Source organism: Pseudomonas sp. R38(2017) (assembly GCF_002112395.1).
Lineage (GTDB): Bacteria > Pseudomonadota > Gammaproteobacteria > Pseudomonadales > Pseudomonadaceae > Aquipseudomonas.
In genome coordinates this window covers 136,836-159,272 of the sequence record NZ_NEHN01000011.1, presented here as the reverse complement: position 1 = coordinate 159,272, position 22,437 = coordinate 136,836, and the positions used below count along the sequence as shown (strand labels likewise).

The 22,437-nt window shown below is 61.5% G+C and carries 18 protein-coding genes and 3 pseudogenes; 9 read left to right on the top strand and 12 right to left on the bottom strand.

The genetic code is table 11. The features are described 5' to 3' along the window. Positions 1–166: 166 nt before the first annotated feature. Together CAF87_RS29780 and CAF87_RS25145 are read right to left on the bottom strand one after the other, a co-directional pair. A pseudogene (locus tag CAF87_RS29780) lies at positions 167–943 on the bottom strand (cache domain-containing protein); the annotation flags it as partial. A gap of 127 nt (positions 944–1,070) precedes the next feature. Next, entirely contained in the window at positions 1,071–2,390 is a 1,320-nt protein-coding gene (locus CAF87_RS25145; RefSeq protein ID WP_085733558.1) for a Na+/H+ antiporter family protein, read from the bottom strand. 314 nt (positions 2,391–2,704) lie between these two features. Here CAF87_RS25145 and CAF87_RS29775 point away from each other — a divergent pair. Both CAF87_RS29775 and CAF87_RS29770 read left to right on the top strand, forming a co-directional pair. After that, a pseudogene (locus CAF87_RS29775) lies at positions 2,705–3,994 on the top strand (HAMP domain-containing protein); the annotation flags it as partial. Between the two features lie 102 nt (positions 3,995–4,096). Further along, entirely contained in the window at positions 4,097–4,852 is a 756-nt protein-coding gene (locus CAF87_RS29770; protein ID WP_371807414.1) for a methyl-accepting chemotaxis protein, read from the top strand. A gap of 66 nt (positions 4,853–4,918) precedes the next feature. Here the strand turns inward: CAF87_RS29770 and CAF87_RS25135 are convergent, their stop codons facing one another. The 4 genes from CAF87_RS25135 to CAF87_RS25120 are packed head-to-tail and all read right to left on the bottom strand — an operon-like array spanning position 4,919 to position 7,520. Beyond that, positions 4,919–6,232, bottom strand: a complete 1,314-nt coding sequence (locus tag CAF87_RS25135) for a sensor histidine kinase (protein WP_085733556.1) — start codon at positions 6,230–6,232, stop codon at positions 4,919–4,921. Next, entirely contained in the window at positions 6,229–6,897 is a 669-nt protein-coding gene (locus tag CAF87_RS25130) for a response regulator transcription factor (protein ID WP_085733555.1), read from the bottom strand. The genes CAF87_RS25135 and CAF87_RS25130 overlap by 4 nt, the downstream gene beginning before the upstream one ends. A 3-nt stretch (positions 6,898–6,900) precedes the next feature. Next, positions 6,901–7,212 (bottom strand): PepSY domain-containing protein, encoded by a 312-nt coding sequence (locus tag CAF87_RS25125; protein WP_039770259.1) that lies wholly within the window; start codon positions 7,210–7,212, stop codon positions 6,901–6,903. Further along, a complete protein-coding gene (locus CAF87_RS25120; protein WP_085733554.1) occupies positions 7,212–7,520 on the bottom strand; it encodes a PepSY domain-containing protein in 309 nt (102 codons plus the stop codon). The genes CAF87_RS25125 and CAF87_RS25120 overlap by 1 nt, the downstream gene beginning before the upstream one ends. Before the next feature lie 146 nt (positions 7,521–7,666). Between CAF87_RS25120 and CAF87_RS25115 the strand changes: the two genes are divergently transcribed. From CAF87_RS25115 to codA, 5 genes are all read left to right on the top strand, one after another. Next, a complete protein-coding gene (locus CAF87_RS25115) occupies positions 7,667–8,746 on the top strand; it encodes a hypothetical protein (RefSeq protein WP_085733553.1) in 1,080 nt (359 codons plus the stop codon). An 86-nt stretch (positions 8,747–8,832) separates the two neighbouring features. Beyond that, the gene (gene queD / locus CAF87_RS25110) at positions 8,833–9,189 is read left to right on the top strand and encodes a 6-carboxytetrahydropterin synthase QueD (RefSeq protein ID WP_007955941.1); all 357 of its coding nucleotides are present in this window, start codon (positions 8,833–8,835) and stop codon (positions 9,187–9,189) included. Between the two features lie 85 nt (positions 9,190–9,274). Continuing rightward, positions 9,275–10,087: an alpha/beta fold hydrolase gene (locus CAF87_RS25105; RefSeq protein ID WP_085733552.1), complete on the top strand. Its 813-nt coding sequence runs from the start codon at positions 9,275–9,277 to the stop codon at positions 10,085–10,087. Between the two features lie 180 nt (positions 10,088–10,267). Further along, positions 10,268–11,539 carry a cytosine permease gene (gene codB / locus CAF87_RS25100; RefSeq protein WP_085733551.1) on the top strand — a complete coding sequence of 424 codons (1,272 nt, stop codon included), beginning with the start codon at positions 10,268–10,270 and terminating at the stop codon, positions 11,537–11,539. A gap of 14 nt (positions 11,540–11,553) precedes the next feature. Beyond that, complete coding sequence (gene codA / locus CAF87_RS25095; protein WP_085733550.1) at positions 11,554–12,795, top strand: cytosine deaminase; 1,242 nt, start codon at positions 11,554–11,556, stop codon at positions 12,793–12,795. A gap of 143 nt (positions 12,796–12,938) precedes the next feature. Here codA and CAF87_RS25090 read toward each other — a convergent pair. Further along, positions 12,939–13,931 (bottom strand): annotated as a pseudogene (locus CAF87_RS25090) (diaminopimelate epimerase). Between the two features lie 161 nt (positions 13,932–14,092). Between CAF87_RS25090 and CAF87_RS25085 the strand changes: the two are divergent. Further along, a complete protein-coding gene (locus CAF87_RS25085; RefSeq protein ID WP_085733549.1) occupies positions 14,093–15,244 on the top strand; it encodes an MFS transporter in 1,152 nt (383 codons plus the stop codon). 42 nt (positions 15,245–15,286) lie between these two features. Here the strand turns inward: CAF87_RS25085 and CAF87_RS25080 are convergent, their stop codons facing one another. The 5 genes from CAF87_RS25080 to CAF87_RS25060 form a co-directional block, all read right to left on the bottom strand. Next, positions 15,287–17,710, bottom strand: coding sequence for a TonB-dependent receptor (locus tag CAF87_RS25080; protein ID WP_085733548.1), 2,424 nt, complete (start codon positions 17,708–17,710; stop codon positions 15,287–15,289). Between the two features lie 98 nt (positions 17,711–17,808). After that, the gene (locus CAF87_RS25075) at positions 17,809–18,792 is read right to left on the bottom strand and encodes a FecR family protein (protein WP_085733547.1); all 984 of its coding nucleotides are present in this window, start codon (positions 18,790–18,792) and stop codon (positions 17,809–17,811) included. A gap of 40 nt (positions 18,793–18,832) precedes the next feature. Continuing rightward, the gene (locus CAF87_RS25070) at positions 18,833–19,333 is read right to left on the bottom strand and encodes a sigma-70 family RNA polymerase sigma factor (RefSeq protein ID WP_045121794.1); all 501 of its coding nucleotides are present in this window, start codon (positions 19,331–19,333) and stop codon (positions 18,833–18,835) included. 94 nt (positions 19,334–19,427) lie between these two features. After that, positions 19,428–20,264 carry a hypothetical protein gene (locus CAF87_RS25065; protein WP_085733546.1) on the bottom strand — a complete coding sequence of 279 codons (837 nt, stop codon included), beginning with the start codon at positions 20,262–20,264 and terminating at the stop codon, positions 19,428–19,430. Between the two features lie 97 nt (positions 20,265–20,361). Next, entirely contained in the window at positions 20,362–21,075 is a 714-nt protein-coding gene (locus tag CAF87_RS25060; protein WP_085733545.1) for a class I SAM-dependent methyltransferase, read from the bottom strand. Between the two features lie 180 nt (positions 21,076–21,255). On the opposite strand from CAF87_RS25060, the gene CAF87_RS25055 reads away from it, so the two are divergent. Then, positions 21,256–22,425: an aromatic ring-hydroxylating dioxygenase subunit alpha gene (locus CAF87_RS25055; protein WP_085733544.1), complete on the top strand. Its 1,170-nt coding sequence runs from the start codon at positions 21,256–21,258 to the stop codon at positions 22,423–22,425. Positions 22,426–22,437: the final 12 nt, after the last annotated feature.

Genomic DNA, 22,437 nt, shown 5'->3' with positions numbered 1-22,437 from the left:
GACGCTGACGTTCCATGGCCTGATCGGAGCGCTGGGCCTGATCCGACACTTGCGTCACTAGCCCAGTCAGTTGCGAAGTCATTTCAGTGATCTGCCGCACCAGACCGTGGATCTTGTCGACGAAACGGTTGAACGAGCCGGCCAGTTCGCCGAGTTCATCCTGACTGGTGATGGTCAGGCGACGGGTCAGGTCGCCCTCACCCGCCGCGATGTCGTCAAGGTTGGCTTTCATCAGAGTCAGCGGCCGCAGAATGGTATTTGCCAGCACCAGCCCCGCCACCGCGATCACCAGCAACACGATCACCGCCACGCCGACGATGCTCAACACCACGCCTTCCATACGCTCCTGAACCTGGGCCTGAACCAGCGCCACTTGCGCCTCGATGCCATCGAGGTTGACCGACGTACCGACCGCCATGTCCCACTTCGCCAGGTATTCGGTGTAGCCGAGTTTCGGCACCAGCACCTGCGCATTGCCCGGCAGCGGCGAGCTGTATTGCAGGTAGTGAGTACCGTCCTTCGCCACTTTCACCAGGTCGCGGTTGACGTAGACGCCGTTCGGGTCGCGGTTGTCCTTGAAACTCTTGCCCACGCCTTCGGGATCGGTGGACTTGAACAGGCGCACGGTCTCGGAGTCGTAGCCGAAGAAATAGCCATCCTTGCCGTACTTGATGCCTGACAGCAGCTTGATCACCTGCGCCCGCGCCTCGGCGTCACCGGGGGTGGCGGCGTCGTACAAAGGTTTGATGGTGGTCATGGCCACGGCGACGTAGCTGGCCAGGGTAGCCTTGGCGTCGCCGAGCAGGCGCTCGCGGGTCTGTTCGACTTCCTTGTGCGCCTGCTCCTGGAGAATGAACAGCGTGGTCAGGCTGATCACCAGCGCAAAGAGCAAGACCGGAAGGACGGCAAGGGACAGGACTTTAGCCTTGAGACTCAGGCGCATTGGGGGCTCACTCTTTTGGTTTTATTGGCGTGGTTAAAGGCGTTAACGGCACGCGAAAGCAAAAGTTGAGCTGAGGTCTAACCAGATCGTTACCACGTTCTGAGCAGTAACGATCCGGTTTGGGGTGTTACAAGACCATCGCGGCCATCCAGCCCGCCGCCAGCAACGGCAGGTTGTAATGCAGGAAGGTTGGCACCACGGTGTCCCAGATGTGGTGGTGCTGACCGTCGATGTTCAAGCCGGAGGTCGGGCCGAGGGTCGAGTCCGAGGCCGGCGAACCGGTGTCGCCCAAAGCCCCGGCAGTGCCGACGATGCAGACGATCGCCATCGGGCTGAAACCCAGCTGTACGCACAGCGGGACGAAAATCGCCGCGAGGATCGGCACCGTGGAGAAGGACGAACCGATACCGATGGTCACCATCAGCCCCACCAACAGCATCAGCAACGCGCCAATGGCCTTGCTGTGATCGATCTGCGCCGCCGCGCTTTCGACCAGCGTGCGCACCTCACCGGTGGCCTTCAATACTTCGGCAAAACCCGAGGCGGCGATCATGATGAAGCCGATCATCGCCATCATTTTCATGCCTTCGGTGAACAGGCCGTCAGTCTCGCGCCACTTTACGATGCCCGACGCCGAGAAAATCAGGAAACCGGCCAGCGCCCCGATAATCATCGAGTCCAGCAGCAGCTGGATAATGAAGGCTGCAGCAATAGCCAGACCGGCAATGCCAATGGTCATCGGGTTGTAGGCGACGCTGACCTGTTCAACCTGCTCAATCTTCTCCAGATCATAGACACGCTTTTTGCGGTAGCTGAAGAACACCGCCATCAACAGCCCAAACACCATACCTGCGGCCGGAATGGCCATCGCGTGCATGACGTTAACCTGGCTGATATCGACGCCGGCCTTGCTGACGTTGGCCAGCAGGATCTGGTTGAGGAAGATGTTGCCGAAACCGACCGGAAACACCATGTACGGCGTGATCAGGCCGAAGGTCATGACGCAGGCGATCAGCCGGCGATCCAGTTGCAGCTTGGTCAATACATATAGAAGCGGCGGCACCAGCAATGGAATGAACGCAATGTGGATCGGCAAGATGTTCTGCGAAGCGATCGCCACCACCCACAGCAAGCCGATCAGCAGCCATTTGACGCTGCCGCCACCGGATGCGTGCTGACGATCGACCATCGTCAGGGCCTTGTCAGCCAGCGCATGGGCCAGGCCCGACTTGGCAATCGCCACGGCGAAAGCGCCGAGTAACGCGTAGGACAACGCCACTGTCGCCCCCCCGCCCAGGCCACTGTTGAACGCCTTGAGCGTGGCGTCGATGCCCAGGCCGCCGGTCAGGCCACCGACCAGCGCACCGACGATCAACGCGATTACCACATGCACTCGGGACAGGCTGAGGATCAGCATGACGCCGACCGCAGCAATCACTGCATTCATTTCACTACCTCAAAAACACGACGGTAAAGCCATTCACCGCCAGACAGGATGAGTCCGGCCGGCAAGCCACGAGGGTCGCCAGCGGATTTGCATAGAGGGTCTTATTAGAAGGGCGCGCACTGTGCCGCAGAGCGGGCGCAGTGTCAAAGCGACGGGGCGTGCCACTGTGTAACTTTCCATGATCAAACTGCTGAAGATGGCATATCCGCCACAACGTGCGTCAATTCGCCATATTGCATTTGCACCATAAAGAAAGTCGAAACGCGGCCGTTACAGTGCAAAGTCTCAGATATTTATCGAATAAGGACGTCTCCATGTCGCTCAGACAACTTTCCATCCAATGGAAAATCACCCTGCTCGCCGGGCTCTGCCTGGCCGGTATCGTGACCCTGTTGGTGGGTCTTTCGCTGTATCGCATGGAGCACAGTTCTGAACTGGTCAAAGCCTCCAGCATGGAGATGCTCACCGAATCGGCTCAGGCGCGCATCGAATCCCAGGGCGAAGTTCAGGCGGCGGGCATTCGCCAGCAGTTCATGGACGCCTATCAATATGGCCATGGTTTTTCGCGTCAGGTGCTGTTCCTGCGCGAACAGGCCGAGAAGCGCTTTCTCGATGCCTTCGACCTGCGCGAAGACATGACCCGTCAGGTGAAATCGGCGCTACAGGCCAACCCGGAATTGCTCGGCCTGTCGCTGGTGTTCGAAGCCAACGCGCTGGACGGCAAGGATGAACTGTTTGCCGGCCAGGCCGAACTGGGCAGCAACGACAAGGGCCGTTTCGCCCTGTACTGGTCGCAGCCGACGCCAGGCAAAGTGACCTCGATGGCACTACCGGAAAGCGACATGGCCGACACCAGCACCGGCCCCAGTGGCCAGGCCGCCAACGCTTGGTTCACTTGCCCGCGCACCACGCTCAAGCCGTGCGTGATCGAACCGTACTTCTATGTGATCGACGGGCAAAAGGTGCTGATGACCAGCATCGTGTTCCCGCTGATGGTCAACGGCAAAGTGATCGCCTCGCTGTCGGTGGACATCAACCTCAACAGCCTGCAGGCGATCAGCCAGGGCGCCAGCAAGAAGCTCTATGACGGCCAGACCGCCGTGAGCATCATCAGTCCCGCCGGACTGCTCGCCGGCTACAGCCCGGACGCCAGCAAACTCAGCCAGCGCCTGGATGCCGTGGACACCACCAGCGGCACCGAACTGCTGCGCCTGCTCGCTTCGAGCAAAACCGTCAGCAGCCTGCACAGCAATGCACAGCTGAAAGTGCTGTCGCCGTTCCAGCCGATTCCCGGTGGTCCGTCGTGGGGCGTACTGCTCGACGTGCCGGAGAAAGTCCTGGTCAGCCGCGCCGAAGCGCTCAAGCAGCAACTGGATGCCAGCAACACCTCGGGCACCCTGATCGAACTGAGCCTGGGCGTGCTCGCCGCGCTGGTCGGCCTGCTGCTGGTGTGGCTGATGGCACGCAGTGTGACCAAACCGATCCTCGGCGTGGCCCACATGCTGGAAGACATCGCCAGCGGCGAAGGCGACTTGACCCGTCGTCTGGCCTACGACAAGAAAGACGAACTCGGTCAACTGGCCGGTTGGTTCAACCGCTTCCTCGACAAGCTGCAACCGATCATCGCCGAGGTGAAACGCTCGGTGCAGGACGCGCGCAACACTGCTGACCAGTCCTCGGCCATCGCCACCCAGACCAGCGCCGGCATGGAGCAGCAATACCGTCAGGTCGACCAGGTCGCTACCGCGTCCCACGAAATGAGCGCCACCGCCCAGGACGTGGCTCGCAGCGCCGCACAAGCGGCCGAAGCAGCGAAAGATGCCGACCGTGCTACCCGTCAGGGCCTGACCGTGATCGACCGCACCACCGCCAGCATCGACACCCTCGCCGCCGACATGAGCGCGGCGATGGTGCAAGTCGAAGGCCTGGCTGCCAACAGCGAGAAGATCGGCACCGTTCTGGAGACCATCCGCGCCATCGCCGAGCAGACCAACCTGCTGGCCCTGAACGCCGCCATCGAAGCTGCCCGTGCCGGTGAAGCCGGACGCGGTTTTGCCGTGGTCGCTGACGAAGTGCGCAACCTCGCCCGCCGCACTCAAGAATCGGTGGAAGAAACCCGCCAAGTCATCGAGCAACTGCAAAACGGCACTCAGGACGTGGTCGGCTCGATGGGCAACAGCCATCGCCAGGCTCAGGGCAGCGTCGAACAGGTTGGTCAAGCGGTTACCGCGCTCCGCCAGATCGGCGATGCGGTCACGGTGATCAGCGACATGAACCTGCAGATCGCCAGCGCCGCTGAAGAACAGAGCGCGGTGGCTGAAGAGATCAACAACAACGTGGCGACGATCCGTGATGTGACGGAGTCGCTGTCGGGGCAGGCGAATGAGTCGGCGCGGGTGAGTCAGTCACTCAATAGTCTGGCGAATCAGCAGCAGAGTCTGATGGATCAGTTCCGGGTCTAAGGTCCACGCAAAGTCCCTGAGAGAGCTGGCTTGCTAGCTCCCTCAGGGACTTTGGAGTGACAGGAGTCAGCGTTTAGGCAATTCGATCACCACCTTCAAACCGCCCCACTCACTCTCGCCCAACACCAGCAACCCACCCCACGTCTCCACGATATCCCGCACAATCCCCAGCCCCAAGCCATGCCCATCGGTCTGCTCGTCCAGTCGCGTACCACGACTGAAGACCTGAGCACGCTGCAATTCGGGAATCCCCGGCCCGTCATCTTCAACGCTCAGGGCGAAGCCATCCGTGCGCTCGATCACGCTCAGCCGTACCTCGGCATCGGCCCATTTACAAGCGTTGTCCAGCAGGTTACCGAGCAGTTCCAGCAGGTCTTCACGATCCCACGGCAATTGCAGGCCCGGCGGAGACACGTAGCTCAGTTCAAGGTGTTCACCATGGATCATGTTCAACGTCGACAACAGCCCCGGCAGCTCTGCATCACAATCGAACAACGCCCCCGGCAGCGCATCGCCGGACAGGCGTGCACGATTGAGTTCGCGGTTCAGCCGTTGTTGAACCTGCTCCAGTTGTTCCTTGAGGATCTTGCGCAACTCGGGATGGGCATCGAGCTTCTCGCTCGAGGCCAGGCTCAGCAGCACCGCCAGCGGGGTTTTCAGCGCGTGCCCGAGATTGCCCAGGGCATTGCGCGAACGTTTGAGGCTATCTTCGGTGTGGGCCAACAGGTGGTTGATCTGCGCCACCAGCGGCTCCAACTCTTCAGGCACCTGTTCGTCGAGCTGCGAACGCTGGCCTTGCTGCAATTGGGCGATCTGTTCACGGGCTCTTTCCAGTGGGCGCAAAGCACGACGCACAGTGATCCGCTGCAAGATCAGAATCAGCAGCAACCCGGCCAGCCCGAGACCGAGGCCGATCTGGCGCATGCGCTGGAAGCTCTCGCGCACCGGCGTGTAATCCTGGGCCACGCTGATCGAAATCGACTGGCCGAGCCGTCGATAGTCCGAACGCAGCACCAGCAACTGCTGGCCGTCCGGCCCCAACTGCAGGTTGCTGTGCAAACCGGGTCGTTCAAGCAGCGGCAAATCCTGATCCCACAAGGATCGGGAACGCCAGTGGCTTTCAGCGAAGTCGATGCGGAAGTAATGCCCGGAAAACGGTCGCTGATAAGCCGGCGACAAGTGTCGCTCATCCAGCTGCAAGCCTTGCGGACCACGGACCAGTGCCACCAGCAGGCTCTCGCTGTCGTTACGCAACCCGGCTTCGAGATAGCGCTGCAAACCCGCTTCGAACAACCACAGGCTGGTTTGTGCCAACAGCACGCCGACGACCACCAGCACGCTGATCAACCCCAGGCTCAAGCGGCGCTGGATCGATCTCACGAAGCCTGTCCGCCAAACAGATACCCCTGACCTCGCCGGGTTTCGATCACGCTCTTGCCGAGCTTGCGCCGCAGGTGATTGACGTGGACTTCAAGCACGTTGGAATCGCGCTCGGTTTCGCCGTCGTAGAGGTGTTCGGCGAGGTGGCTCTTGGAGAGGATCTGCTCCGGGTGCAGCATGAAGTAGCGCAGCAGACGGAATTCGGCAGCGGTCAGCTGAATGTCGGCACCGTCGCGCACGACACACTGACGGCCCTCGTCCAGATGCAGGCCGGCGGCCTTGAGCGTCGGCTGGTTGGCCTGACCTTTGGAGCGGCGCAGCAGCGACTGGATGCGCAAATACAGCTCTTGCGGGTGGAAGGGTTTGGTCAGGTAATCGTCGGCGCCGGCCTTCAGGCCTTCGATGCGCTCGGCCCATGAATCGCGAGCGGTGAGGATCAGCACCGGAATCGTCAGACCGCCGGCACGCCATTGCGCCAGCACCTCAAGCCCCGGCACGCCGGGCAGACCGAGGTCGAGGATGATCAGGTCATAGGGCTCGCTGCTGCCCTGATAAACCGCATCGCGCCCGTCCGCCAGCCAGTCCACCGCGTAGCCCTGACGTTGCAGGCCAGCGAGCAATTCGTCGGCCAGCGGTACGTGGTCTTCCACCAGGAGCAAGCGCATCGGTCAATCTTCCTTGTCTTTCACGAGTTCACCGGTGTCCGCCTTCAGGTGCAGCTCACGGGCCACGCCTTCGACGGTCAGCAACTCGACTTCATAAATGTAGACGTCGTGTTTTTCTTCCAGCTCGACTTCCAGCAGTTTCGCGCCGGGATAACGGTCCATCGCCTGCTGCAGCACTTGCTCCAGCGGCAGGATCACACCCTGCTTGCGCAAATTGAGGGCTTCGTCGGGACCCAGGTCACGAGCCATGGCCGTCGAGCAAAACATCACCAGCGCCAATGCCGTACGGCGGGTGGCGCGAACATTAACCTTCATTACGTATCCTGATGATCCTTGAGCACTTGCCCGCTGACCGCGTCCAGTTCCAGATCCCATTCCAGCCCCTGCGGATCACGCAGTTCGATCTGGTAGATGTACTTGCCGTACTGCTCTTCCAGCTCGGTGTCGGTGATCGTCGAACCCGGGTGTTTGGCCAACGCGGTGGCGTTGAGCTTCTCGAAGGAGACGATAGTACCAGCGTCGCGCAGGCGCAGGGCTTCATCCGGGCCGAGATCGCGGGCGTGAACGGTGCTCGCGGTAAGGCCGATGATCGAGGCAAGGGTCAGGGCAGTCAGGGTTTTCATGGTGTCTCCGTATTTTTATGTGTCGCTACGGGCGGCACCTTAACGGTGCGAACTTAACTGAAACTGAATTGCCATCATGGGGTCTGCTCCCGCTGCCATAGCAACATGTGCTTATAATCTTTCGCTTGCTAACGATCGAGACCGGTATGACAGCCATCCACATCAAGTTCCCTGCCCTCACCCTCAAGGCCGGCCCTCGGGCCATGGCGCGCATTCGTGCCCAAGGCCTGAACGCCGCCGACGTCGGCACCTTGCCCGGCGCTGCCGGCGGGCCCAAGGCGCTGGGGATTCAGGGGCTGGATCTGGCGCTGTTCGGTGAGTGGTTGCCGGCCGCGCCGCGTGAGCGTTCGCTGATCGGTGCGTCGGTCGGTTCCTGGCGGTTCGCCAGTGCCTGTCTGCCGGACGCCGCCGAAGGCATCCGTCGCCTCGGTCAGTTGTACACCGAGCAGAACTTCAACAAAGGCGTGACCATCAGCGACGTCAGCCGCAGTTCGCAGCGCATGCTCGATGACCTGCTCGACGGGCGCGACGCCAGCCTTCTGACCAACGCCCATTACCGCTTGAATATCATGGTGGTCAAAAGCCACGGCGGGCTGGCGGACGACCATCGTGGCCGGCTGGGGCTGGCGCTGGGTTCGGTAATCGCCGACAACTTGCGCGGCCGTGCGCGGCTGTCGCGGCATTTCGAACGGCTGATCATCCACGACCCGCGTCTGGCGCCGCCGGTGCATGCGCTGAATGACTTTCCGTCGCGTTTCGTCGCCCTCGATGCCACAAACCTGCGTCAGGCGCTGCTGGCCTCGGGTTCGATCCCGATGGTCATGGAGGGCGTGCGCGACCTGCCGGGCGCCGGTGCCGGCACCTTCCGCGACGGCGGCTTGCTGGACTATCACCTTGACCTGCCCTACAGCGGCGACGGCATCGTGCTCTATCCGCACTTCACCGACCGGGTGATCCCGGGCTGGTTCGACAAGACCCTGCCCTGGCGCAAAGCCTCGGTGGAACGCCTGCAGGACGTGCTGTTGCTGGCGCCGTCGAAGGAATACCTGACGCGTCTGCCGTACGGCAAACTGCCCGACCGTAACGACTTCAAGCGCTTCATGGGGGATGCACCGAGCCGGCAGAAATACTGGCGCGCAGCGATGGACGAGAGCCGCCGGCTGGGCGACGAGTTCCTTGAACTGACTGCCAATGGTCGCCTCGCCGAGCGCTTGCTGACCCTTTAGTCAGCACAGCCCTGGACAAGCTGGTAAACTCGCCGCCTGCCCGAATTCGCTGCGGCGAACGCCATCTGAACAGAGCTGAAATCACTGTGGAAATTTTCAAAGAGTTCACCTTCGAATCCGCCCACCGCCTGCCCCACGTACCGGACGGCCACAAGTGCGGACGTCTGCACGGTCACTCGTTCAAAGTGGCGATTCACCTAAGCGGCGACCTTGATCCGCACACTGGCTGGATCCGTGATTTCTCCGAGATCAAGGCGATTTTCAAGCCGCTGTACGAGCGTCTGGATCACAACTACCTGAACGACATTCCGGGCCTCGAAAACCCGACCAGCGAAGTGCTGGCCAAATTCATCTGGAATGAATTGAAGCCCCTGCTACCGGAACTCAGTGCGATCCGCATCCACGAGACCTGCACCAGCGGTTGCATCTATCGCGGCGAGTGAATCCCGCGACACAAAAAAACCACCGAGACCGGTGGTTTTTTTACGCCTATGCTTTTTGGCTCGAACCCGCCAAGAGGACAGGCCCATGACGGACTGGCTGCTGGATCAGGTCTTTGATTTCAACGGGCGACAGATTCGCCACGGGGTGTGCGGCGACGGCCCGCCGTTGGTGTTTGTGCATGGCACGCCCTTCTCTTCCTACGTGTGGCACCGGATCGCGCCGCACTTTTTCGCCACGCATCGGGTGCATTATTTCGACTTGCTGGGCTACGGACGATCCGAGCAACCGGACGCCGACGTCTCCCTCGGCGTGCAGAACGAATTACTCGCGCAGCTGCTGGATCACTGGGGCCTGCAACGCCCGGACGTGGTTGCCCACGACTTCGGTGGCGCCACCGCCCTGCGCGCGCATCTGCTCAACGGTAAGGATTACCGCACCCTGACGCTGATCGACCCGGTGGCACTGACGCCCTGGGGCTCGCCTTTCGTGCAGCACGTGCGCCAGCATGAAGCGGCGTTCAGCGGCCTGCCCGACTACATCCAGCGCGCCATCGTCCCGACCTACATTCGCGGGGCCATTCACCGGGATATTCCCGACGATGAACTGGCGCCTTACGTGCAGCCGTGGATCGGTGATCCGGGGCAAGCGGCGTTCTACCGGCAAATCGCGCAAATGGATCCGCGTTACACGCAGGAAGCGCAGCCGCTGTACCCGACGATCCGTTGTCCGGTGCAGATTCTCTGGGGCGAGGAAGATCAGTGGATTCCCATTGAGCGCGGACGCGAGTTGCACAAGTTGATTCCGGGATCGCAGTTTCACCCGATTCCGAACGCCGGGCATCTGGTGCAGGAGGATGCACCGGAGGCCATCGTTGCCGCCCTGATGCGCTTTCTCTGAGCCGAAAAGCAACCTGTGGGGACCGGCCTGATGGCTCCCACATTGTGCTTCAGCGCAGGCAGGCGCACTGCTTTCGCGCCAAATCCACTTCCTCGTCTATACATAACCTCGCCAATCGGTAACTGGCACGACCGCTGCAACCTCCTCGCGTCCTCCCCTTTCCAGCAAGGAACGCCCGCCATGACGCAGAACGATCCCGGCAACGACTACCCACTCAGCGAAGTCCCTATGCACGCCCGCAAAGGCCTGGCCTCGACGGCCATGGTGCTGCTGGGCTTCACGTTTTTCACCGCGACCATGTTTGCCGGCGGCAAGCTCGGCGTGGCGTTCGACTTTGGCGAGATGATGGCGGTGATCATCATCGGCAATCTGCTGCTGGGCCTGTACGCCGCAGCGCTGGGTTACATCGCCTTCAAGAGCGGCCTGAACTCGGTGCTGATGGGGCGCTTCTGCTTTGGCGAAGTCGGCAGCAAGCTCAGCGACCTGATCCTGGGTTTCACCCAGATCGGCTGGTACGCCTGGGGCACCGCCACGGCAGCGGTGGTGCTCGGCAAATATTTCAACCTGGACGACGGCACGGTGCTTGGGCTCATGGTGCTGTTCGGCCTGGCGTTCTGCGCCACGGCGTATGTCGGTTATCGCGGCCTTGAGATTCTGTCGTACATCGCGGTGCCGGCCATGATGTTGCTGCTGATGCTGTCGATGTGGGTGGCCACGGTGAAGGTCGGCGGCCTCGATGGTTTGCTGGCCGTGGTGCCGACCGGTTCGCTGGACTGGTCCACCGCCATCACCCTGGTGTTCGGCACCTTCGTCAGCGGCGCGACCCAGGCCACCAACTGGACGCGTTTCTCGCGTTCGGCGCGGGTCGCGGTGCTGGCCAGCCTGATCGGCTTTTTCATCGGCAACGGTCTGATGGTGCTGATCGGTGCCTATGGCGCGATCGTCTATCAGCAGCCCGACGTGGTTGAAGTGTTGCTGCTGCAAGGTTTCGCCATGGCGGCGATGGCCATGCTGTTGCTGAACATCTGGAGCACCCAGGACAACACCATCTACAACTTCGCGGTCGCCGGTTGCAACCTGCTGCGCACCGGACGCCGCAAGACCGTAACCCTGGCCGGTGCGGTGATCGGCACGCTGCTCGCGCTGTTGGGCATGTATGACATGCTGGTGCCTTATCTGATCTTGCTCGGCACCGTGATTCCGCCGATTGGCGGCGTGATCATGGCGGACTTTTTCTTCCGCTGGCGCGGTCACTATCCGCGCCTGGCCGACGCACGGCTGCCGGCCTTCAACTGGCCGGGGCTCGGGGCCTACGCGGTTGGCACCCTCGCGGCGTTTCACTCGCCGTGGATCGCGCCGCTGGTGGGGATCGCCGCTGCCGCGCTAACGTATGTCATCGTCACCGGCCTGCTGGGCGCCCGCCGCGCCAGCGCGCCACTACAAGACCTATAAGAAGGATTTGCCTGATGCACATCATCAACGCCCGCCTGCGCAACCAGGAAGGTCTGCACGAACTGCACCTGGAAGACGGCCTGATCCGCAGCATCGCGCGCCAGACCGAAGCGCCGACCCTGGGCCCCGACGACCTCGACGCCGGCGGCAATCTGGTGGTGCCGCCCTTCGTCGAGCCGCACATTCACCTCGACGCCACCCTGACCGCCGGCGAGCCGCGCTGGAACATGAGCGGTACGTTGTTCGAAGGCATCGAATGCTGGGGCGAGCGCAAGGTCACCATCACCCAGGAAGACACCAAGACCCGGGCGAAGAAAACCATCCAAACCCTCGCCGCCCACGGCATTCAGCATGTGCGCACCCACGTCGACGTCACCGACCCGCAACTCACCGCGCTCAAGGCGATGCTCGAAGTGCGCGAGGAAAGCCGTCACCTGATCGACCTGCAAATCGTCGCGTTCCCTCAGGAAGGCATCGAATCGTTCCGCAATGGTCGCGAGCTGATGGAAGAAGCGATCCGCATGGGCGCGGATGTGGTCGGCGGAATTCCGCATTTCGAATACACCCGCGATCAAGGCGTCAGCTCGGTGAAGTTCCTGATGGACCTGGCCGAACGCACCGGCTGCCTGGTGGACGTGCACTGCGACGAAACCGACGACCCGCACTCGCGCTTCCTTGAAGTGCTGGCCGAAGAGGCCCGCAGCCGCGATATGGGCGCCCTTGTGACCGCCAGCCACACCACCGCGATGGGCTCCTACGACAACGCCTACTGCGCCAAACTGTTCCGCCTGCTCGGGCACTCGGGCATCAGTTTCGTCTCCTGCCCGACCGAAAGCATTCACCTGCAAGGGCGCTTCGACAACTTCCCGAAACGCCGTGGCGTGACCCGCGTGAATGAATTGCTTGAGGCCGGGATGAACGTCTGCTTCGGTCAGGACTCGATCGTCGACCCGTGGTATCCGCTGGGTAACGGCAACATCCTGCGGGTACTCGAAGCCGGGCTGCACATCTGCCACATGCTCGGTTACCGCAACCTGCAAAGCGCCCTGGATCTGGTCACCGACAACAGCGCCAAAGCCATGCACCTCGGTGAGCGCTATGGCCTGGAACAGGGTCGCCCGGCCAACCTGCTGATCCTGTCGGCGGACAGCGATTACGAAGTCATCCGCAGCCAGGGCCTGCCGCTGTATTCGATCCGTGGCGGCAAAGTGTTGGTGAAACGGCAGATGCCGGTGGTGGAGTTCGTCGAGGGGTGAGCGGCGGTTATGGTTCGCGGCGGTTTTATCGCAAAACGATAGAGTCGCCCTGTCAGATCTGACAGGCGACAACCGCAGCGAACCGGCTCACAGTGAAGTCCAAGGGATCCATCGTTCCCGGGGGGACGATCATGAAAGGGACTTCACCTTTTTGTCTGATGCGCGGTGCCGAACAGGCGCACGCCGGTCAGATCACCGCCCTGTTCCTCCAGTAATACCGGTGCCGTCCCGCCCGGCATGACCACCTGCACCTCACCTGCCGACACCCAGCCTGCCCGCCACGCCGCACACGCCACTGCACTGGCGCTGGTGCCGGAAGACGCCGTCGGGCCTTCGCCCCGTTCGAATACTCGTGCGGCGATGCGTTGATCGCCGGCGCGCATCGCCCATTGCAGATTGACCCCGGCCGGGCAGGGCTGGCCGGCGCCGACGGGCATGGCGAAGGCGATGGCGGTCAGGCTGTCGGCCAGCGGCGACTCAAGCATCTGCGCGTTGCTCGGCAGTGCGGCTTCGTCCTGCACCAGCGTCACGCAATGGGGATTGCCGATGCGCACGAACTGGCTGTGTTCCCAGGCAGGATCGAGTTGCGCCAATGGCCGGACGCGGCTGACTTCCACGTTGTTGAACTGCACGGGCTCAACGCCGACTGCACCGACGGCTGCCGGACCGAATCCGGGTTTCCCGAGTTCCAGCCAGAAGCCTTGTACACCCGCCACCTCAGCCGGTTTGACGGCAACGGGCACCGGCGATGACGCATCCAGCTTGTCGTGATGCACCTGCAACGATGCGCCCAGCTCCGGCATCAGCCCTTGCTCAAGCAGTGCCTGAGAGAAAATCGTCAAGCCGTTGCCACTGCGCTCGGCCAGCGTGCCATCGGTATTGACGATCAGCAGATCGAAAGGAGGCGAGGATTGAAACGGGCCGATCAGCAAGCCATCGCTGCGGTGGGACTTGCTGCCGGCAGGTCGCTGATCGTCGGACCAGTCGCAACACCGGGTGATCGCGGCGCGGCTCCACGCCTGTCGGGACAAGGCTCATTGCGCGGCATCGGTGGGCAGGTCGATGCCCGACTCCCGCAGCGCCCGGGGTGAAATCACTCCGTAGATATTGCCCCGTGCATCGTAGAACTGCGTCATGAACCGCCCCGTGTTTTCCTGTTTTCTGAAGCGCCACTTTAAAACGCAATTCCCTGTGGGAGCGAGCTTGCTCGCGATGGCGATGTATCAGTCAGGCTCGCTCCCACAGAAGAGCTGTGCAAGGATGTCCCCTGCTGAAACGTTTTTTGCCAAGGATTCCAATGACCAGTCTTACGCCCAACGACACCTTCGTCCCCGGACGCCTGCAACAGATGTCCACGCGCATCGCCTTCTTCATCGCCGGGCTCGGCATCGCCGCATGGGCGCCGCTGGTGCCGTATGCCAAGGCACGGGCCGGGCTCGATGAAGGGACGTTGGGTCTGTTGCTGTTGTGTCTGGGTGTGGGTTCGATTCTGGCAATGCCGCTGGCGGGGATTCTGGCCACGCGGTTCGGCTGTCGGCGTGTGGCAACCGGCGGCACCTTATTGATCTGCGCGGCATTGCCGTTGCTGGCAACGGTGTCGTCGATCCCGGCGTTGATCGCTACGTTGTTCATGTTCGGCGCCGGGCTCGGCACGGTGGATTCGACGGTGAACCTGCAAGCGGTGATCGTCGAGCGGGCCAGCGGCAAGAACATGATGTCGGGGTTTCACGGCCTGTTCAGCCTCGGCGGGATCGTCGGCGCGGCAGGCGTCAGCGCCCTGCTCGGCCTTGGTTTGTCGCCATTGGCGGCGATGCTGGTGGTGGTCGCGGTGCTGATCGCAGCGCTGTTCAAGGCTGTGCCGCACATGTTGCCCTATGGCAGTGAAAGCTCGGGGCCGGCGTTCGCGATCCCTCACGGAATCGTGCTGTTCATCGGCGGCATGTGCTTCATCGTGTTCCTCACCGAAGGCGCGGCGCTGGACTGGAGCGCGGTGTTTCTGGCGCAGGAACGCGGGATCGATACGGCCTATGCAGGGCTGGGTTATGCCGCGTTCGCGCTGACGATGACTGCAGGCCGTTTGACCGGTGACCGGATCGTTCGCGCACTGGGTGCGACGCGGATCATTCTGTTCGGCGGCCTGCTGGCGGCGGCAGGTTTGTTTCTGGCGACGTTCGCCCCGAGCTGGGAAGCGGCACTGGTCGGTTATGCACTGGTCGGCGCCGGATGTTCGAACATCGTGCCGGTGCTGTACACGGCGGTGGGCAAACAGACGGTGATGCCGGAAAGCATCGCCGTGCCGGCGATCACCACGCTGGGATACGCGGGAATTCTGGCTGGGCCGGCGGTGATCGGGTTTGTCGCCCATGCCAGCAGCCTGAGTTTTGCTTTCGGGTTGATGGCGACGCTGCTGGTGGCGGTAGCAATTGGCGGGAAAGCGCTGAAGGTCTGAGCCAGCTCGTTCCCACGCAGCGTGGGAACGAGCCAAACAGCGTCAGAAACCGACGCTGGCCTGCACGAAGAACGTACGCGGCGCGCCGACATACATTCCTGAGTTGTTGTCGCTGGAACGGGTGAAGTACTGCTTGTCGAAGATGTTTTTCACCCCCGCGCCGAGCTTCAGGTTCGACAGCTGCGCACCGAAGTCATAGCCTCCGCGTACGTTCCAGGTCACATAACCCGGGATGTCGCCGTACTGCCCGTCCGCCGTGCCTTCGGTGATGTAGTTGTTGCTGAAGCTGCCGTCGGCATTCACGCCGGTGCCCGGCGAGCGCTGTTTGGATTGGGCGAAACCGTCGATGTTGTAGGTCCAGCGATTGATGTCGTAGCGCAGGCCGATCGTTGCCACCTGACGCGAGTAGAACGGCAGGTCACGGCCCTTGAAGCCCGGAATCTCCCCTTCATACGTGGCGCGGGTGTAGGTGAAACCGGCGTTGGCGGTCAGGCCATCGAGGCGCGGATCCAGCGCCGCCATGTCGTAGTGCACCGAAGCCTCGATACCCTGGTGTTTGGTCGCGCCGAGGTTGGTCCAGCCTATGTCGTTGCTGATGTATTGCAGCTCGTCATCGAAGTCGATGTAGAACAGCGTCACTTCACCGCCCCACACATCATCGTTGTAACGGGTGCCGATCTCGTAGGTCTTGGCCTTTTCCGGCTCCAGGCCATTGGCCGTCTGGTCACCCGAGCCGCCCTGCCCCAGTTGGAAATACTGCAGGCTGCCGAACGAGGTTTCGTAGTTGGCGAACAGCTTCCACGCGTCCGACAAGTGATACATCACGCTCAGCGCCGGCAGCGGTTCGTTGCTCTCGATGCTGCGGTTTTTCTCCGGCACGCGTTTGCCGGCGGTGTCGAGCACGGCGCGGTCGTGCCAGTCGGTGTTGATGTGCTCGAAGCGAATGCCCGGGGTGATGGTCCATTTGCCGACGTCGATCTTGTTGTCGACGTAGACCGAGTTGGCCTCGGTGCCGCCGGTACGGTCCTGGAACACATGGCCGTCGGAAGTCTTGGTGATCACCGGCTCATTATTGACCAGCGCCAGACGGCTCGACTGCTCGTGCATGGCCTCTTTCAGGTAGCGATAACCGACGCTGACTTCCTGAGTGGTCGGGCCGACATCGAATACCCGCGAGACGCGTGGTTCAATGCCCAGGGTGTAATAGGAGCGCGGGTACGAGCTCAGGGTTTTCTGGTCGCGGGCGGCGATGGTGCTGCCACGGAAGCTGTCGGTGTAATAGGTCAGCACTTCGGCCTGAGTGCGTTCGTCGATCTGGCGGATCCACTTGAACGACACGTCCTTGCGGCGGCCGCTGAAGTTGTCGTAGTCGCGCACCGAGTCATACGGCTTGTCATCGTACTGCTTCTGCGTCAGGCCGCCGGGCATGTCGGCGCTGGCATCGTAGTAGTGGAAATTGAGACTGAAATCGTCCTGATCGGTCGGCGCCCAGTGGGTTTTGAGCAGCACGTCGTCGATGTCGTTGCCGTTGTTGCGCTCGCGGTAACCGTTGCCATTGACGCCGGAGTACAACAGCGCCACGCCCATGCCGTTGTCGGCGGTGCCGCCGAGGAAAGCAGTGTCGATGTGCTTCCAGCCGCCATAACGGGTGGTTTCCAGGGTGGTGCCGATTTCACCGGTGGCTTTTTCCGGGATCGCACGGGTCACGAAGTTGATCACTCCGCCGACGTTCTGTGGCCCATAGCGCACGGAACCGGCGCCGCGCACAACGTCGATGCTGTCGAGGTTGCCGGAGGAAATCGGTGCCATCGACAGTTGTGGCTGACCATACGGCGCGAACGCTGCCGGCACGCCGTCGATCAGTACGGTGGAGCGAGGCGACAAGCGCGAAGTCAGGCCGCGTACGCCGACGTTCAACGAGATATCGCTGCCACCGGTGCCGTTGGAGTCCTGCACCTGCACACCCGGCACACGCTTGAGGACGTCGCTGACGTTCATTGCGCCCTGCTCGACCATGGCTTCGCGGCGAATTACAGTCCGCGCGCCCGGATGGTTCTGCACCACGGCGGCATCAGCATCGCCGAGCCAGTCACCGACTACTTTGATGTCGGTCACGCCCAGTTCCAGCGGGCCGTTGGCGGCTGCGGTCGGCGCTGGCGACAGGGTCACCGAGCCTTCATTGATCTGATAGTTCAAGCCACTGCCCTGCAGCAACTGGCGTAGCGCATCCTCCGGCGAAAGATTGCCATCGACGGCCGGAGCCTGTTTGCCGGCGACCAGGTCCGGGCTGAAAAACACCTGCAGCGAGGTTTGCTGACCCAGTTCGCTCAGCGCCTGGCCCAGTGGCTGCGCGCGGATATGAATGGCATCGGCGGCGAATGCCAGCGGCATCGCAGCGTTGACCGCCAGTGCGAGCGCCAGCGGTAACCAAGGGGATTTTTTGTTGTTGGCAGTGGTGTTTTTCACGTCGAACGGAGTCCTGTGGATCGCAAGAGTGTGCGGCTGTTAATGCAAACCAGTTGCAGTTGAACAGGAAGACGACGAACTCGAAAAAAACCTGAATTTTATTTTGAAATTATTTCCTGGCTGCCGTCGGCGTGGGTACGCACGGCCACCGGAAGAATGTTCGGCAAGGCCTTGAGCAAGGCGTCGGTGTTGTCGGACTTGAACACGCTGGTCAGACGCAGATTGGCCACCGTCGGGTTGGCGACGGTCAGCGGCCTCTCGCGATAACGAGACACTTCATCGACCACTTCACTGAGACTGGCGTTGTTGAACACCAGTTTGCCGCTGCGCCACGCCGTGAGTTCCGCCGGGTTGACTGCATAGGCCTGGGCCACCACGCCATGGGCATCGACATGGGTGCCGAGGCCGGCCGTCAGGTTGATGAACTCGTTGTCCGGCGCATTCCGCCCCTGCACCTTGACCGTCCCCTGCTCTACCGCGATCCGGGTTTGCGTCACGTCGCGGCGCACATCGAACCGAGTACCGGTGACCGTGACCCTGCCGCTACCGGCGTCGACCACGAACGGCCGCGAGGTATCGTGTTCGACGCTGAACATCGCCTCGCCTTCGGTCAGCTCGATGAGCCGCCGATCTTTCTCGAAACGCACCTGCAAGCGGCTGCGGCTGTTGAGATCGATCACCGAGCCGTCCGGCAATGCCACATGGCGACGCTCGCCCAGCGCCGTGGCGAATTCGGCGCTGTAACCTGCCGGGTGATTCAAGCCACTGAACAGACCGAGCCCGAGAGCCACCGCGACCACACTGGCCGCCACCGCATACCGCAGCAACGGACGGCGCTCACGACGCGCCGGCGGGGTTTCACACAGAGCCTTCAGCCGTGGCGCCGGCAGCAGATCCGCCGCCGTCCACAGGCCTTGCAGCAACTGGAATTCGTCTCGGTGCTGCGGATGTTCGTTCAGCCAGGCTTCGAAGTTCCGATATTGTTCGGCGTCGACAGCAGGCTCCTGCAAACGCACAAACCAGCGTGCCGCCTCATCGCGCACCGTTGTTTGCCCGCACGCGCAATCACGAGTATCCATCATGGAATGTCCTGTTTGGCTGGGGATGAAAAGACGCCGCGGCTCATGATTGCGCCCCGTCCAGGCGATCACGCAGATGCCGCAGGGTGCGGATCATATACTTTTCCACCATGTTCTTGGACAGGCCCAGGCGCTCGGCGATTTCCGCCTGGGTCAGGCCTTCGATCTTCTGCCAGACGAAAATCCGCCGGCAGTTGACCGGCAACTCGGTGAGCGCCCGTTCGATGGAATCGGCCAGCTGGATCGCATGCATGTAATGCTCCGGGTCACCGGTCGGCGACTCACTGAGATCGATCGCCTCCGACTCCATGGCACCCCGCCGGTCCTCACGCCGATAACCGTCCACCGCGATGTTGCGCGCGGTCTGGTGCAGATACGCCCGGGGCTGCTGCACCGCCGACGAATCGGATTCGAGCACACGCACAAAGGTGTCGTGCGCCAGATCCTCGGCCTGCGAGCGATTGCGCAGGCGACGGGTCCAGGTGCCGATCAACTCTTCGTAATGCTCGAGAAAGCCGGGTCTGCGGGGCAGCATGGGAATCATTGCGGCGTGCTGAGGAAAGGGGAGAGAATGGTAATACTTCCCATTAAGCCCGGCAAATCATTCCTGGGCCCTTCGACAAGAGGATGCAAACACCCTATTTGCCTTTGACCTTGCCGATACCTTTTCCCTGATCCGGATCGACAATCCCGAAGCAGCCCACCGGTGGGTGCAGGTACTGATACAGGGGATTGACCAGCAGGTGCGCATCACCGCAAGTAATCAAGTGCATGTGGTCACGGTAAGTGTCGATGAGGTGCTGGATCGAAGGCGCGATGTAGGGATGAATGCCAGTGCGCAATCCCATGCCGGCCTTCACGTAGTTCGAATAGAGTTCCTTGAACTTGCCACCGTCCTTGGCTGACAGCCGCGTAGTTGGCGATGGGGGAGCACTGAACAGATCCTGAAACTTCTCGAACCCCGTCCTCTCTCCCACGTAGGGCCTGGCAAAATCTGTGAGGGCCTTGTACTCGGCCTTTAGAAATCCCATGTCCGCGACTTTTTTGCAGTCGTCCAGCATGCCTTGGACGAATGCAACCATGACATTGGCGGGAAAGTCTTGCGCTTTGTTGTAGTAATTCTTCATCAGGTTTTCAAGGATCGGGAAAACCGAGTGCTCCCAGCCGAAAACCTTGCCCCGGTCGAAAACCGGCGCGAATAACGGCGGCACTGACTGACGCGTGACGTCCCTTGGATACTGCTCGACATGGCAGACGATCTTGTTGTCTTCGATCAGCGGTCCGAAGAAGTCTGCCCATACACCCTGAGCCGCCCACTGAAACGGCGGTTCCCGGTGGGCATCGCCGGTGAGAAAGATCATCGGGTCGTACTCATCCGGAAAATGTTTGGCGGCCGCTGCAAGATCCTCCGCCCGCTCATCCGACATCAACACCCCTTCATCAATCCACCAACTGCTGCCGAACTTCTTGCCCATGAAATTGCACTCCGTCAGTCCCTTGCAGTGAGCATCCGTTTCATGACGCTAGCCGTCATCCGGGATTTTTCCAGTAGCCCACGACACCTCCAGCGCTCTAACCCGCGACAACCTCCGCTTTGCGCAAGCAAAACCACCCATGCATCAACCCCGCCTGAAAGAACTGAACCGGCGCCTCGAACCCCGCCGACTCGATCAGTCCTGCGACCTGTGGCGCCGGCAGGATCGCCACATCGCTGGCATACGCGGCACGCGCTCGTTCGAGCATTTGCGGCGGCACCTGGGCCGAAGCCATCAGCGTCATCCAGTGACGCAGCAATGCTTCGTAGGCCGGCGACGCGGTGTCAGAGGCGAGATCAGCATTCGCCAGACCCCCTCCCGGCAGCAGACGACGGGCAATCTCGTGAAAAAAGCCGATACGGGCCTGCGGATCGAGCAAAAACTGCGACACCAGAAAACAGGTCGCACCGTCATAACCGGGCTCATCCGTCAGCGTATCGAGATAACCTTCGTGAAAACGGCAACGGGCCAGGAAGCCGCCTTCAGTTGCTCTTTGACGGCACACATCGAGCATCGCACCCGAAGGGTCGACCCCAGTGAATTGCCAGCCGGGAAACCGCTGCGCCAGATGCGCCATTTCCACACCGGTGCCCACACCGACACAGAGAATCCGGGCATTCTCCGGCAGGCCCGCGAACACCGAATCCAGCAGCAAATAAAGAGCATCACGAATGGGCGCCATGCCGCTCCACTGTTTGTCATAGACAGCGGACTGCTGGTCGAACAAGGCCTTGAGCGCTTGATTGTCCATGGAGAAATTTCCTCTGCATCGTGATGGCGGTGAAGTTTCATTATCGCAGGGCTGTCAAGGCCTCCACGGTCCAGCGTGCGATTGATCATTCCGTCCAGCAACTGGTCGCAATCCATCAACCCCCACACCGTCCAGCACCCTAGATTAGATCCCACAACAACAAGCCGTGGAGATCGCCTCATGCACAGTTTCCAGACCCGCAAGCAGCACAGCCCGGTCGACGCCTGGGATCAGCAGGATCCGGAGCAGGCCTTCACCCTGCCCTCGCGTTATTTCTACGACGACAGTCTGTTCCGTGCCGAGCGCGACAACATTTTCATGAAGGCCTGGCATGTCGCCGGGCATGTGAGTGAGTTCGCCGAGCCGGGGCAGTTTGTGGTCACCGATCTGTTCGATCAGAGCGTAGTGGTGGCGAAGAACCGGCAGGGGCAAATTCATGGTTTTCACAACGTCTGTCAGCATCGCGGCAATCGCTTGCTCGAAGAACGCCGTGGTACTACCGGCGGCGTGGTGCGCTGTGCCTATCACTCGTGGTGCTACCAGATGGACGGCAGCCTGCGCGGTGCGCCCCGTTGCGAGCGGATGAAGAATTTCGAGCTGGCGCAGTTCAACATTCCGCAGGTGCGCACCGAAGAACTCGGCGGCTTCGTCTACTTCAATCTCGATCCGAATGCACCGTCGTTGCGGGATCTGTTCCCCGGTGCCGACGAAGAAATGCGCCGGGTGTTTCCGGATCTGGCCGACATGCGCCTGATTGAGGAACAGGACGTGATCGTGCCGGCCAACTGGAAAGTGATCATGGACAATTCCATCGAGGGCTATCACTTCAAACTGTCCGGCCCGTGCCACATCGACCTCGCCAAACTGATCGATTTCAAGGGCTATCAGTTGATCAAACGCGACAACTGGTGGACCTACGCTGCACCGGCCAACCTGTCGGCGACCGAGGCCTATGGCGTGCCGCTGAAAAGCGAGCCGAACCCGCAGGAATGCTTTTTCAACATCGGCATGTGGCCGAACAACACCTTCTACACCTTCCCGTTCTCCGAGTTTCTCGGCTCGTTCATCATGATTCCGCTGGATGCCGAGCGCTCGCTGCTGCGCTTCGGTTACTACTCCAGCAATCCCGAGACCGCCGTCGTCAGCACCGCATGCATGAAGTGGATGAACGAAGACCTCGGCCCCGAGGACATCGCCCTGAACATCTCGGTGCAAAAGGGCCTGCACTCGCTCGGCTATGACCAGGGCCGCTACATGATCGACGCCCAGCGCAGCAATGAAAGCGAGCATCTGGTGCATCACTTTCATCGCTTGGTGTTCAACGGCATTCACGGCCATTGCGTGGACTGATCCGCCCTTTCC

Excerpts from the sequence above, each read along its gene's own strand:
- CAF87_RS25075 (WP_085733547.1), bottom strand. The coding sequence starts at position 18,792 with ATGATGGATACTCGTGATTGCGCGTGCGGGCAAACAACGGTGCGCGAT.
- CAF87_RS29770 (WP_371807414.1), top strand. The coding sequence starts at position 4,097 with ATGGAGCAGCAATACCGTCAGGTCGACCAGGTCGCTACCGCGTCCCAC.
- CAF87_RS25055 (WP_085733544.1), top strand. The coding sequence starts at position 21,256 with ATGCACAGTTTCCAGACCCGCAAGCAGCACAGCCCGGTCGACGCCTGG.
- CAF87_RS25105 (WP_085733552.1), top strand. The coding sequence starts at position 9,275 with ATGACGGACTGGCTGCTGGATCAGGTCTTTGATTTCAACGGGCGACAG.
- CAF87_RS25085 (WP_085733549.1), top strand. The coding sequence starts at position 14,093 with ATGACCAGTCTTACGCCCAACGACACCTTCGTCCCCGGACGCCTGCAA.
- CAF87_RS25070 (WP_045121794.1), bottom strand. The coding sequence starts at position 19,333 with ATGATTCCCATGCTGCCCCGCAGACCCGGCTTTCTCGAGCATTACGAA.
- CAF87_RS25125 (WP_039770259.1), bottom strand. The coding sequence starts at position 7,212 with ATGAAGGTTAATGTTCGCGCCACCCGCCGTACGGCATTGGCGCTGGTG.
- CAF87_RS25130 (WP_085733555.1), bottom strand. The coding sequence starts at position 6,897 with ATGCGCTTGCTCCTGGTGGAAGACCACGTACCGCTGGCCGACGAATTG.
- CAF87_RS25065 (WP_085733546.1), bottom strand. The coding sequence starts at position 20,264 with ATGGGCAAGAAGTTCGGCAGCAGTTGGTGGATTGATGAAGGGGTGTTG.
- CAF87_RS25120 (WP_085733554.1), bottom strand. The coding sequence starts at position 7,520 with ATGAAAACCCTGACTGCCCTGACCCTTGCCTCGATCATCGGCCTTACC.
- CAF87_RS25115 (WP_085733553.1), top strand. The coding sequence starts at position 7,667 with ATGACAGCCATCCACATCAAGTTCCCTGCCCTCACCCTCAAGGCCGGC.
- CAF87_RS25145 (WP_085733558.1), bottom strand. The coding sequence starts at position 2,390 with ATGAATGCAGTGATTGCTGCGGTCGGCGTCATGCTGATCCTCAGCCTG.
- codB (WP_085733551.1), top strand. The coding sequence starts at position 10,268 with ATGACGCAGAACGATCCCGGCAACGACTACCCACTCAGCGAAGTCCCT.
- CAF87_RS25060 (WP_085733545.1), bottom strand. The coding sequence starts at position 21,075 with ATGGACAATCAAGCGCTCAAGGCCTTGTTCGACCAGCAGTCCGCTGTC.
- codA (WP_085733550.1), top strand. The coding sequence starts at position 11,554 with ATGCACATCATCAACGCCCGCCTGCGCAACCAGGAAGGTCTGCACGAA.